Genomic DNA, 12199 nt, shown 5'->3' on the forward strand with positions numbered 1-12199 from the left:
GGCCAGGGAAATCTTATTGCTGGAAATCGGGCCGGCGGCCGCAAGTCATCCCGACCGGCCTCTGCCGAAGATCGCGTCGAGCGCGGCGAAATATGTGCTTTCGACCAGCTCCGGCGCATGCCGGCCGAGCGCCTCCATCTTCACGCCCGAATTGATCTCGAGCACCTGCCAGTGTCCATCGGCCAGCACGAGGTCGACCGATGCGTAGCGGATGCCGATGACGCCTGCCGCCGCGGTGGCGAGCGCGGCACAGAGGTCCCGCTGCGCGCCTGGTTCGAGCAGCACGGGCTGAGCTCCGAATTCGAGATTGTGCCGCCAGCTCAGCAGGCGCTGCTCGCCGCGCGGCACGACGGCGCGCAAGGCCGACGCGTCGAATTCCGCATCGAGGCGCCGCAGGAGCTGGGCGTGCCCCGTGGCCGGAGTGGCCGCCAGCGCGAGGGCGAGCAGCGGCTGCACGCCATCGCCGGCCACGATGGGGCGCTGCTTGCGGTAGACGATCAGGGACGCGTCATCGAGCTGCACGACACGAACTTCGTCGACGATGTCCATGAGCGGCGCGATCGCGACATTCGCGCCGGTCTCGAAGATGCTGTTCACTGCGCGCAGCAGGTCATCCTTCGCCGTGACGCGGACCACCGACCGTCCAGAGGTCCCCTCGTTGGGCTTGACCACCAGCCCGCGCGGATGCGTTTCGAGCAGTGCCAGCGCGGCCTCGGCCGTCTGCCCGGACTGGCCGCCGAGGGCCGGCGCCAGAAAGAATGCGTGTGGAACCGCGGCAATCCCGTCGGCTCTCAGCAGCGCCGAGGTCGCCGTCTTGTCGCAGGCCAGTCTGTGCGCCACCGCACTGTTCAGGCCGAGATCATAGCCGAAGATCAGGTGACGCCGGGTGGCATCCTCGAGCACCAGCAGCCAGCCGTCCTCCCGCACGTCGAGCGCGATGCCTCGTTCGGCGCAGTAGCGGGTGATGGCGGCGAGCTGGGCCTGCGGATGGTTAATCATTGCTCAAGGATTGGGCCAGGGATGCGGAATTAAAGTGCTGGAAAATCGGAATATCGGCAAGTAAATTACCCATATCGTTTGTGTACGAACGAACGGCCGATCGAGGCGAATCCGGGCATCAGCCGGCATGCATTTGATCGTGATCAATGGTGCGTCCATGCGGGTTGATTATTCGCTGTTTTCACGTACATCAGGCGCCGAAATCGCTGGATCTATAGGGGTTTTGCGGTCCTGCCTCCGTCACGACTTGTTTCTTCCAACTTCAGCCCACGTGAAAAAACAAACGACATGAGCGCGTTCTATAAAGAGAAAGTTCTTTCCGTTCACCACTGGACGGACACCCTGTTCTCCTTCCGAGCCACCCGCGATGCGGGCTTCCGCTTCCAGAATGGTCAGTTCGCGATGATCGGCCTCGAGGTCGAGGGCCGCCCGCTGCTGCGCGCCTACAGCATGGCCAGCGCCAATCACGAGGAGGAACTCGAGTTCTTCAGCATCAAGGTGCAAGACGGCCCGCTGACCTCCCGGCTGCAGAAGATCAAGGAAGGCGACACCATCCTGGTCGGCCGCAAGGCGACCGGCACGCTGATCCCCGACAACCTGCTGCCCGGCAGCCGGCTTCTGCTGCTGTCGACCGGCACCGGCCTTGCCCCGTTCGCCAGCCTGATCAAGGACCCCGACGTCTACGAGCGGTTCGAGAGCATCGTGCTGGTCCATGGCTGCCGCCAGGTCGCCGAGCTCGCCTATGGCGAGAGCGTCGTCGCCAAGCTGCGCGAGGACGAGTTGTTCGGAGAACTGCTCGACGGCAAGCTGCAGTATTATCCGACCGTCACACGCGAGCCGTTCCGCAACCGTGGCCGCATCACCGACCTGATCTCGTCGCAGCAGCTGTTCAACGATATCGGCCAGCATGAGCTCGATATCGCCAAGGACCGTATCATGATGTGCGGCAGCCCGGCGATGCTGGAGGAGCTCAAGACCATGTTCGAGTCGCGCGGCTTCCTCGAAGGCAGCGGCAACGAGCCGGGCCATTTCGTGATCGAGAAGGCCTTCGTCGAGCGCTGAGCCGTCGCCCCTTCGTCTCCGACTTTTCTGAAAGAGCGCCTCGACGCAATCGGGGCGCTCTTTTCGTTGGCAATATCCTCCTTGCGCGTTTCGAAGCGGCTGTGCGATTTTCGGCAGCAAGACCGGACCTGCAGACGTCCGGCGCGACACAGGGAGGGGACTTGGATTGCCTGAGCGGCGGCCATCCCCGATACAATAAGGGGTACGGCCATGGATTCCATCGTTCGCAGACAGACGCTCGGTGACCTCCTGCGGCGGAGCGCGGCGCGCACGCCGGGAAAGACGGCCGTGATCTGCGGCGAGGTCAGCTGGACCTACGCCGAGTTCAACGCCATCGTCGACCGCCTCGCGGCCGGCCTCGCCACCCGCGGTGTCGGCAAGGGCGAGCGCGTGGCCATCCTCGCCCGCAATTCGCATGCCTTCGCGGCCTTGCGCTTCGCGCTGGCGCGGCTCGGCGCCGTGCTGGTGCCGATCAACTTCATGCTCAAGCCCGAGGAGGTTGCCTACATCCTCAAGCATGCCGGCGCGCGGCTGCTGGCGACCGACAGCGGCTTTGCCGGCGTGGCCCGCGCCGCCAAGACGCTGGTGCCGGCGGTCGAGCAGATGATCTGGCTGCCGTCGGAAGGTCCGAGCGAGCGGCAAAGCGACATGATCGACTTTGCGGAGCTCGCGGCGTCGACGGCGACGGTGCCTGCCGTCGAGATCGCCGGAAGCGACGTCGCGCAGATCGTCTACACCTCTGGTACGGAGTCGCTGCCGAAGGGCGCCATGCTCACCCATGACGCCGTCATTTGGCAGTATGTGAGCTGTATCGTCGATGCTGGCATCGCCGCCGATGACGTCACCCTGCACGCGCTGCCGCTGTATCATTGCGCGCAGCTCGACGTGTTCTTCGGCCCTTCGATCTATGTCGGCGCGACCAACATCATCACGGCGTTTCCGACGCCCGACAATCTGCTGCCGCTGATCGCGAAATATCGGATCACATCGTTCTTCGCGCCGCCCACCGTCTGGATCTCGATCCTGCGCTCGCCGCTGTTCGAGACCACCGACGTATCCACCTTGCGCAAGGGCTATTACGGCGCCTCGATCATGCCGGTCGAGGTGCTGCGCGAGCTGGCGCAGCGGCTGCCCAAGGTGCGGCTGTGGAATCTCTACGGCCAGACCGAGATCGCTCCGCTGGCGACGATGCTCGGACCCGAGGATCAACTGCGCAAGCCGGGCTCTTGCGGCCGCGCCGTGCTCAACGTCGAGACGCGGGTCGTCGATGACGACATGAATGATGTCGCACCAGGCGAGGTCGGCGAGGTCGTGCACCGCTCGCCGCATCTGATGCTCGGCTACTTCCGCGACGACGAGCGCACCGCCGCCGCCTTCCAGGGCGACTGGTTTCACTCCGGCGATCTCGCGACCATCGACGGGGAAGGCTACATCACCATCGTCGATCGCAAGAAGGACATGATCAAGACCGGCGGTGAGAACGTCGCCAGCCGCGAGGTCGAGGAGGCGCTCTATCTGATCCCGGAAGTGTCGGAGGTCGCCGTCGTCGGCCTGCCGCATCCGCGCTGGGTCGAGGCCGTTGTGGCGATGGTCGTGGTCAAGTCCGGCTGTGAGCTGACCGAGGCGGCCGTGCTTGAGCAGGCTTCGGCCAGGCTGGCCTCGTTCAAGACGCCGAAGCGGATCGTGTTCGTCGATGCGCTGCCCAAGAACCCCAGCGGCAAGCTGCTGAAGCGGCAGTTGCGCGAGACGCATTCGGGGCTGTTTGCGCAGGGGTAAGCGGCTGCCGTCGTCGAGCAACGCGTAGCGGCGCTGGGCGTCCCGGAGGCCGGCCCGGCGCTGCGGCTCGATCCCGCAGCGCGGCAGTCGATAGAAGGCGGCTATCGACGTTGTGATATGATCGATGGCCGATTGCGCGCGCTTGTGTAACGATTGCTTCGCGATATCAGTAGTATCGTGATCATCGATCTTCCACGAGCCGCCCCGAGGCCTTCCATGGATACGCTGCTGCTCCCGTTTTCGCCGCGCTTCATCGTGCTGACGATCTGCGCCACGGCGACCGCTTTGCTGCTGATCCTCGGCATCTACGACCGCAAGATCTTTGATCTCGTCCTGATCCCGCTGTTGATCTTCGGCGCGCTCACCCTGCTCGGCGTGCGCGACCTCATGCAGAAGAGCCACGCGGTGCTGCGCAACTACCCGATCGCGGCACACCTGCGTTTCCTGCTCGAGGAGATGCGGCCTGAGATGCGGCAGTATTTCTTCGAGAGCGAGAAGGACGGCATGCCGTTCTCGCGCGACACCCGTGCGGTGGTCTATCAGCGCGCCAAGATGGTGCTCGACAAGCGCCCGTTCGGCACCCAGGAAGACGTCTACCGCGAGGGCTATGAATGGATGCACCATTCGATGTCGCCCAAGCCGCGTGCGGAGGAAAAATACCGCATCACCATCGGCGGCCCCGACTGCGCAAAACCCTATTCCGCCTCGGTGTTCAACATCTCGGCGATGAGCTTTGGCGCCCTGAGCCCGAATGCGGTGCGCGCACTCAATGGTGGCGCCAAGCGCGGCGGCTTCGCGCACGACACCGGCGAGGGCGGCTTCAGCCCGTACCATGCCGAGATGGGCGGCGACATCATCTGGGAGATCGGATCCGGCTATTTCGGCTGCCGCCGCCATGACGGCACGTTCGACCCCGACGCGTTCGCGCGGGTCGCAGCCGCCGAGCAGATCAAGATGGTCGAGCTCAAGATCAGCCAGGGCGCCAAGCCCGGCCACGGCGGCGTGCTGCCGGCGGCGAAGGTGTCCGAGGAGATCTCCAAGATCCGCGGCGTCGCGATGGGCGAGGACTGCATCTCGCCGGCGGCGCACCGCGCGTTCTCGACGCCAATCGGGATGATGCAGTTCATCGGCGAGATGCGGCGGCTGTCGGGCGGCAAGCCGGCCGGCTTCAAGCTGTGCATTGGCCATCCCTGGGAGTTCCTTGCGATCTGCAAGGCGATGCTGGAGACCGGCATCTATCCCGACTTCATCGTGGTCGACGGCAATGAGGGCGGCACCGGCGCGGCGCCGCTGGAGTTCATGGACCACCTCGGCATGCCGATGCGCGAGGGCGTCAATTTCGTGCACAATGCGCTGGTCGGGCTGAACGTCCGCGATCGTATCAAGATCGGCGCCTCCGGCAAGATCGCCACCGCCTTCGACATGGCGCGCGCGATGTCGATCGGCGCCGACTGGTGCAACTCGGCGCGCGGCTTCATGTTCGCGCTCGGCTGCATCCAGTCCTTGAGCTGCCACACCGACCGCTGCCCGACGGGCGTCGCGACGCAGGATCCGACGCGCGCCCGCGCGCTGGTCGTGCCGCACAAGCTCGACCGCGTCTACAACTATCATCACGCGACCCTGCATGCGCTGGCCGAGCTGCTCGCCGCCGCCGGCCTCGAGCATCCGCAGGATCTGCGGCCCATCCACTTCTCACAGCGGACGTCGACCACCGATGTCTCCTCCTTTGCCAAGCTGTATCCATCGCTGCGGCCGGGCGAACTGCTCGAGGGCACCCAGGACGTCCGCTTCCGCGACGCCTGGGCGATGGCGCGAGCCGATACGTTTGCGGCGGTGCAGTGAAACGCCTTGCGTGATCGTTCTTGGGAACTTTCCGGCTCCAATTCCATCTAAGCCACGTGTACTCAGCTTGGATGATCGACAATGCCTTGGACCACAGCGACCACGGTCTCCGCGGCGACGAGCGGCGAGGATGACCTGATCCGACGGGCGAAAGCCCGCGACGAGGCGGCCATTCGGGCCATCCTGCAGGCCAACAACCGCCGCCTGTTCCGGATCGCCCGCGGCATCCTGCGCAACGACAGCGAGGCGGAGGACGTCGTGCAGGAAACCTATGTCCGGGCACTCACCCACCTGGACGCGTTTCGCGGCCAGTCCAGCCTGTCGACGTGGCTGGTTCGCATCGCGATGAACGAGGCGATGGGGCGGCTGCGCGGGCGGCGACCGGCACTGCAACTGGATGCGGAGCGAGAGAACAAGCCTCGGGCCGAGGTGATCCAATTTCCCGCCACGTCGAGCGATCCGGAGAAGTCGGTGGCGCAGCGCCAGATCCAGGCCGTCGTCGAGCGGGCGATCGATGACCTGTCCGAGCCGTTTCGCCTGGTGTTCATCGCCCGCGTGATCGAGGAGATGAGCATCGACGAGACGGCGGACTTGCTCGGATTGAAGCCCGAGACCGTGAAGACGCGCCTGCATCGCGCCCGCGGTATGCTGCGCGAGAACGTCGAAAAAGAGATCGGTCCCGTCCTTCTGGACGCGTTTCCCTTCGCCGGCCCGCGTTGCGAGCGGCTGACCGAGGCCGTGCTCGATCGTCTTCGACGTCCGACCTGAAGATTCTCGGGAACGTCGGCTCCCGCTTTTCATCCAATCCCTGTGCAGTCATTCACCCGCCGGCCACGAGGTCCGGCGGCACAGGAGATGAGAACCATGTTCAAGCATATCGGTACGATCGCCCTCGCGCTCTGCCTCACGAGCAGTGTCGCGCTGTCGCAGGGCGCCAAGCTCAGCGATCCGCAGATCGCCCATATCGCCTACACTGCCGGCGAAATCGACATCAAGGCGGCGAAGCAGGCCTTGGACAAGTCCGGCAGCAAGGAGGTCAAGGAGTTCGCGCAAGGCATGGTGCGGGACCACGAGGCGGTCAACAAGCAGGCCCTCGCCCTGGTCAAGAAGCTGAAAGTGACGCCGGAAGACAACGACACCAGCCGCGCGCTGTCGAAGCAGGCGAGCGAGAAGCTCGACGAGCTCAGCAAGCTCAAGGGCGCGGCATTCGACAAGGCCTATATCGCCAACGAGGTCGCCTACCACAAGACGGTGAACGGCGCGCTGGAGACGCAGCTCATTCCGTCCGCAACCAACGCCGAGCTGAAGGAGTTGCTGCAGACCGGCCTGAAGCTCTTCCAGGGCCACGAGCAGCACGCCGAGCATGTCGCGGCGGATCTGAAGTAGGACGATCCGATGCTGTCGGGACGCATCACTCTCGTGAGTGTGGTTGTGCTCGCCGCCATGATCGTTCCGGCCCGCGCTGCCACGATCCGGATCTTGGTGGACAAGCTCGAATTCTCGCCGGCCGCGGCTTCGGCCAAGGTCGGCGATACCGTCGAATGGGTCAACAAGGATGCGCTGGCTCATACGGCCACGGCGCGGGATGGCGCCTTCGATGTCACTTTGCCGCCGAGCAAGACGGTGAGCTCGGTCCTCAAGAAGGCGGGCACGGTCGACTACTACTGCCGCTTTCATCCCAACATGAAGGCGACACTGACCATCGCGCCGTGACGCCGTTGGCCTCAATGCGGGTTCTCCAGGCTGAAGGTCTCTGACTGCTCGTCATAGGCGAACAGCTCGGCATAGCGGCCCCATGACACGATGGTGTGCAAGGTCTCGTCGGCGTAGTGCTCGGACATGTAGTCCTCGAGCTCGATGCGGAAGCGCGCAGCCGGAGCGGCGTGCGAGGGTCGGTCGTCGAGCACGCGGCGGATCAGCCCCATCAGCGGCACGTTCTCCATCAAATGCTTCGCGAACAGCTTCTTGCGCTCGTCGGTCTCCTGATGGGCGAACCGCCGTCCGTCCTCGGTCAAGGTCAGGTCGCCTTCACTGAGCTGGGCGAAGCGCAAGAGCTGCAGCGCCTCGGCCAGCGGAAAGATCTCGTCGACCTCGAGCTGCAGATGGCCCGCCAGCACCGGCAGGTCGGCATGCCCATTATAGGGTTCGCCGGCTAGCGTCTCGATCAGGCCGGAGATCGAGTTCGAGGAGACGTGGTTGAGCACCATGCCCACGCCGGCGCTGGCGGTGCTCGGCAGCTTCGGCTCGGGCCGCTGCGTCATGCGGGCATAGAGACTGTCGACGAGCTGGCGGAACGCGGGATCGAGCCGGTTGCGCGGATGCGGCAGGTCGATCCTGAACTCGGCGGCGACGCGGCCGGGATTGGACGAGAACACCAGGACGCGGTCGCACATCAGCACCGCTTCCTCGATGTTATGCGTCACCATCAGCACCGACTTGATCGGCAGCCGGCCGTCGGTCCAGAGATCGACGAGGTCGGTGCGCAGCGTCTCGGCGGTCAGCACGTCCAACGCCGAGAACGGTTCATCCATCAGCAGGAGGTCAGGATGCACGACGAGCGCGCGGGCAAAGCCGACGCGCTGGCGCATGCCGCCGGACAGCTCCTTCGGAAAAGCCGATTCGAAACCGTCGAGACCTATCAGGTCGATCGCGGCCAGCGCGCGTTTGCGCCGCTCGGCACTGTCGACACCGAGCGCCTCCAGGCCGAGTTCGACGTTTTGCAGCACGGTGAGCCAGGGAAACAGCGCGAACGACTGGAACACCATGGCGACGCCAACAGGGGGGCCGGCGATGATCTCGCCGCGGCATCGTGCTTCGCCTGAGGATGGCGACACCAGGCCGGCGATGATCCGCAGCAGGGTCGACTTGCCCGAGCCGGAGCGTCCGAGCAGGCCGACGATTTCGCCGGCTCGGATCGTGAGGTCGACCTTCTCCAGCACGACGAGATCCTCGCCGCTGCCCTTCGGGAAGAGCCGGCTGACGCTCTTGATCTCGATCAGCGATGTGTCCTTGACCTGGTCGCGCATGATGATCTCTCCCGGTCAGCCGAGCCGCAGCCGGCGCTCGCCGAAGGCATACAGCGGCCGCCACAGCAGCCGGTTGAACAGAGTGACGAGGATGCACATCACGGCAATGCCGAGTACCACGCGCGGAAAGTCGCCGCGCTCCGTCGCCGCGGCGATGTAGGCGCCGAGCCCCGACGCCGTCAGATGCGTGTCGCCCCAGCTCGCGACCTCGGCGACGATCGCCGCGTTCCATGAGCCGCCCGAGGCGGTGATGGCGCCGGTGATGTAATAGGGGAAAATTCCGGGCAGCACGACCTTGAACCACCAGCGCCAGCCGGTCAGGTGCAGGCTCGCGGCCGCCTCGCGCAGGTCGGTCGGGAAGGCGCTGGCACCGGCGATGACGTTGAATAGGATGTACCATTGCGTGCCCAGGATCATCAGCGGGCTCAGCCAGACATTGGCGTCGAGGCGAAAGCGCACGATCAGCACGACGAACACCGGGAAGGCGAGGTTGGCCGGGAAGGCGGCGAGGAACTGCGCCAGCGGCTGGATGCGCTCAGCGAGCTTGGGCCGCAGCCCGATCCAGACGCCGACGGGGACCCAGATCAGCGACGCCAGCCCGATCAGCACCACCACGCGGATCAGCGTGATCAGGCCATAGCCGATGGCGGAGAGGACATCGGCGGGCGCCAGCGTGGCCGAGAGGTAGAGGTACGTCTTCCAGCCGGCATAGGCGCAACCGAGAACGACGACGGCGAGCCAGAGGCCGTCGACGAGCTGCGACGGTGGCGCGTGCCGCACCGGGCCGCTCCAGGTTTTAGGCCAGTTGATCCGCAGGTTCGAGACGGCGCGATTGACCGCGGCGAACGGGACGGACAGCGAGCGCAGCGCGCGGGTGCGCCGGAACAGGTCGAGCATCCACGAGCTCGGCGGATTGCCCGAGGCGGTCTGCTCGAAGCGGAATTTGTCGGCCCAGGCCACGATCGGACGGAACAGCAGCTGATCGTAGGCGGTGATGACCAGCAGCATGGTCAGCAGCGCGGCGCCGATCGCGGCGAGATCCTTCTGCTGAATTGCCAGCGCGACGTAGGAGCCGATGCCGGGCAGGGTGACGGTGGTGTTGCCGACCGTGATCGCCTCGGAGGCCACGACGAAGAACCATCCGCCGGACATCGACATCATCGCATTCCAGATCAGGCCGGGCATCGCATAGGGGACGTCGAGCCGCCAGAAGCGCTGCCAGCCGGAGAGGTGGAAGCTGCGCGTCGCCTCCTCCAGATCCTTCGGCACGTTGCGCATCGACTGGTACATGCTGAAGGTCATGTTCCAGGCCTGGCTGGTGAAGATCGCGAACACGCAGGCGAGCTCGGCGCCGAGCACCTTGCCGGGGAGCAGGTTCATGAAGAACACGACGGTGAAGGTGAGGAAGCCGAGGATCGGCACCGACTGCAGGATGTCGAGCAGCGGGATCAGCACGATCTCGGCGCGCCGGCTCTTGGCCGCCAGCGCGGCGTAGACGAAGGTGAACACGAGCGAGCACGCGATCGCGAGCAGCATGCGCAAGGTCGTGCGCAGCGCGTAGAGCGGAAGGTTGGCCGGATCGAGCGACACCGGGGCGGTATCCAGCGCCGACAGCGGCTGGGTGGTCTGCTCGCCGCCATAGACGATCAGCACCATCGCGCCCACCACGATCACCAGCGCGACCACGTCCCAGATGTTGGGACGGACGGCGTCGCGCAGCACTGTGGTCCGGAGCTCCTGAAGCATCATCGGCGTGTCTCGTCTCGTCGTCCGCAGCCATCGGCGGTGGCTGCGGACGGTGCTTGTCATGGCGTATGGGCTGGTTCGCGCCGGCTGGGGCTGCCGACCGAATCCGTACCCTAAGTGCCCTGTGTGATGGTTTGATATCAAGCGGCGGCGGCCGGGATCCGGTACCACATGTCGGCCTATCAAAGGATACGCAGGCCGCGTCTTCACGTTCCCGCGACATCGGCTGTCCGGGGTATGCCTGATCGCGCGCCACTCGCTCGATCTGCGCCTCCGCCGCGTGCGAGGGAGGTCGCATCGCATGGCAGATGCGATGCGGGTGCGAGAATGCTCCGGCGGGGCGCACTGTCGTTGCGGCGACAGCACGGGTTCAGCTACCCCACATTCGGCTCGCCGCCCTCCGGCGCGAGCCTGGTCGCCAGGATCTTGTCGATGCGGCGGCCGTCGAGGTCGATGATCTCGAAGCGCCACCCTTGCAGCTCGAAGCTCTGGCCGACCTCGGGCACGCTGCCGAAGTGCTGCAGCACCAGGCCGGCGACGGTGTGATAGCCGCGATGTGGCGGCACCTCGATGGCGAGGACGTCGGCGAACTCGTCGAGCGGCATCCAGCCGGAGACCAGCAGCGAGCCGTCGTCGCGGCGGACGCAGGCGGGCTCGGGGGGACCCTGCTCGGACGAGAATGCGCCGACGATCGACTCCAGAATATCCGCCGCGGTCACGACGCCTTCGAACGCGCCGTATTCGTCGTGGACCAGCCCCATATGCACGGGCGCTACCTTGAGGATCGCGATCACGTCGCGCGCATCGACGGTGGAGGGAATGATCGGCACCTCGCGCACCAGGTTGCGCAGGTCCGGCGTCTCGTCGCGCAGATAGGCCGCCAGCAGGTCCTTGGCCTGGAGCACGCCGATCGGACGGTCGCGCTCGCCGTCCGACACCGGCAGGCGCGAATGCGGGCTCCTGGCGAGCAGCTCGCGAATGGCCTTGGGATCGTCGTTGAGGTCGACGACGTCGACCTCGGGACGCGGCGTCATGATGGCGCCGACCGGGCGGTCGCCGAGCCGCATCACGCCGGCGATCATCTCCTTCTCGCCCGGCTCGAGCACGCCGGCAGTCTCGGCCTCGCGCACCAGATGATGGATCTCCGCCTCCGAGACCTTCTCCTCGGCCTCGCCGGAACGGCCGAGCAGCGTCAGGATCAGCTTGCCGGAAAGGTCGAGCAGGACCACCAGCGGCAGCGACACCTTGGCGAGCACCTGCATGGCCGGCGCGACGCGGACGGCAATCGCCTCGGGATCACGCAGCGCGAGCTGCTTCGGCACCAGCTCGCCGACGATCAGCGTGGCATAGGTGATGATGGTGACGACCAGGCCGACGCCGACGATGTCGGCGACGGAAGCCGACAGGCCGAGCTCCAGCAGCGATTGCGTCAGGCGCTGGCCGAGCGTGGCGCCCGAGAACGCGCCGGAGAGCACGCCTACCAGGGTGATGCCGATCTGCACCGTCGACAGGAACCGCCCCGGGTCGGACGCCAGCGTCAGCGCCCGCCGCGCGCCGGACACGCCTTTCTCGGCCAGCATGGCCAGCCGGGCCGGCCGCGACGAGACGATCGCGAGTTCGGACATCGACAACAGCCCGTTGACGACGATGAGGACGACGATGATGGCGAGTTCGACTGAGAGCATTTCGACCTGTGAGCGCCCGAAGGGGCGGGGAATGGAGACAGGTCCTAGCATATGGGGATGGCA

General features: G+C 65.8%; 10 protein-coding genes. 6 read left to right on the forward strand and 4 right to left on the reverse strand.

Annotated features, from left to right (window positions below; all coding sequences use genetic code 11):
* Positions 1-45: 45 nt before the first annotated feature.
* A complete protein-coding gene (locus tag QX073_RS17805; RefSeq protein WP_316226108.1) occupies positions 46-999 on the reverse strand; it encodes a RimK-like protein in 954 nt (317 codons plus the stop codon).
* Positions 1000-1287: 288 nt separating this feature from the next.
* Between QX073_RS17805 and QX073_RS17810 the strand changes: the two genes are divergently transcribed.
* The 6 genes from QX073_RS17810 to QX073_RS17835 all read left to right on the forward strand — a co-directional run bounded on the left by QX073_RS17810 (position 1288) and on the right by QX073_RS17835 (position 7392).
* Positions 1288-2061, forward strand: coding sequence for a ferredoxin--NADP reductase (locus QX073_RS17810; protein ID WP_315715287.1), 774 nt, complete (start codon positions 1288-1290; stop codon positions 2059-2061).
* Between the two features lie 210 nt (positions 2062-2271).
* Positions 2272-3837 (forward strand): acyl-CoA synthetase, encoded by a 1566-nt coding sequence (locus tag QX073_RS17815; RefSeq protein ID WP_316226109.1) that lies wholly within the window; start codon positions 2272-2274, stop codon positions 3835-3837.
* A 216-nt stretch (positions 3838-4053) separates the two neighbouring features.
* Complete coding sequence (locus QX073_RS17820; RefSeq protein ID WP_315752267.1) at positions 4054-5679, forward strand: FMN-binding glutamate synthase family protein; 1626 nt, start codon at positions 4054-4056, stop codon at positions 5677-5679.
* Between the two features lie 81 nt (positions 5680-5760).
* Positions 5761-6447: an RNA polymerase sigma factor gene (locus QX073_RS17825; RefSeq protein ID WP_315752266.1), complete on the forward strand. Its 687-nt coding sequence runs from the start codon at positions 5761-5763 to the stop codon at positions 6445-6447.
* 96 nt (positions 6448-6543) lie between these two features.
* On the forward strand, positions 6544-7065 hold the full coding sequence (locus tag QX073_RS17830; protein ID WP_315752265.1) for a DUF4142 domain-containing protein: 522 nt from the start codon (positions 6544-6546) through the stop codon (positions 7063-7065).
* Between the two features lie 9 nt (positions 7066-7074).
* Entirely contained in the window at positions 7075-7392 is a 318-nt protein-coding gene (locus QX073_RS17835; protein ID WP_316226110.1) for a cupredoxin domain-containing protein, read from the forward strand.
* Positions 7393-7403: 11 nt separating this feature from the next.
* On the opposite strand, the gene QX073_RS17840 is transcribed toward QX073_RS17835, so the two are convergent.
* The 3 genes from QX073_RS17840 to QX073_RS17850 form a co-directional block, all read right to left on the reverse strand.
* On the reverse strand, positions 7404-8705 hold the full coding sequence (locus QX073_RS17840; RefSeq protein ID WP_315752264.1) for a nitrate/sulfonate/bicarbonate ABC transporter ATP-binding protein: 1302 nt from the start codon (positions 8703-8705) through the stop codon (positions 7404-7406).
* 15 nt (positions 8706-8720) lie between these two features.
* Complete coding sequence (locus QX073_RS17845) at positions 8721-10454, reverse strand: ABC transporter permease subunit (protein ID WP_315825485.1); 1734 nt, start codon at positions 10452-10454, stop codon at positions 8721-8723.
* Positions 10455-10825: 371 nt separating this feature from the next.
* Positions 10826-12136: a hemolysin family protein gene (locus QX073_RS17850; protein ID WP_315752262.1), complete on the reverse strand. Its 1311-nt coding sequence runs from the start codon at positions 12134-12136 to the stop codon at positions 10826-10828.
* Positions 12137-12199: the final 63 nt, after the last annotated feature.

The organism is Bradyrhizobium sp. SZCCHNS3052, assembly GCF_032484495.1.
Classification (GTDB): domain Bacteria; phylum Pseudomonadota; class Alphaproteobacteria; order Rhizobiales; family Xanthobacteraceae; genus Bradyrhizobium.

What these genes read in the sequence shown, in the direction of transcription:
- QX073_RS17805 (WP_316226108.1), bottom strand. Translation starts at nt 999, where the DNA reads ATGATTAACCATCCGCAGGCCCAGCTCGCCGCCATCACCCGCTACTGC.
- QX073_RS17810 (WP_315715287.1), top strand. Translation starts at nt 1,288, where the DNA reads ATGAGCGCGTTCTATAAAGAGAAAGTTCTTTCCGTTCACCACTGGACG.
- QX073_RS17815 (WP_316226109.1), top strand. Translation starts at nt 2,272, where the DNA reads ATGGATTCCATCGTTCGCAGACAGACGCTCGGTGACCTCCTGCGGCGG.
- QX073_RS17820 (WP_315752267.1), top strand. Translation starts at nt 4,054, where the DNA reads ATGGATACGCTGCTGCTCCCGTTTTCGCCGCGCTTCATCGTGCTGACG.
- QX073_RS17825 (WP_315752266.1), top strand. Translation starts at nt 5,761, where the DNA reads ATGCCTTGGACCACAGCGACCACGGTCTCCGCGGCGACGAGCGGCGAG.
- QX073_RS17830 (WP_315752265.1), top strand. Translation starts at nt 6,544, where the DNA reads ATGTTCAAGCATATCGGTACGATCGCCCTCGCGCTCTGCCTCACGAGC.
- QX073_RS17835 (WP_316226110.1), top strand. Translation starts at nt 7,075, where the DNA reads ATGCTGTCGGGACGCATCACTCTCGTGAGTGTGGTTGTGCTCGCCGCC.
- QX073_RS17840 (WP_315752264.1), bottom strand. Translation starts at nt 8,705, where the DNA reads ATGCGCGACCAGGTCAAGGACACATCGCTGATCGAGATCAAGAGCGTC.
- QX073_RS17845 (WP_315825485.1), bottom strand. Translation starts at nt 10,454, where the DNA reads ATGATGCTTCAGGAGCTCCGGACCACAGTGCTGCGCGACGCCGTCCGT.
- QX073_RS17850 (WP_315752262.1), bottom strand. Translation starts at nt 12,136, where the DNA reads ATGCTCTCAGTCGAACTCGCCATCATCGTCGTCCTCATCGTCGTCAAC.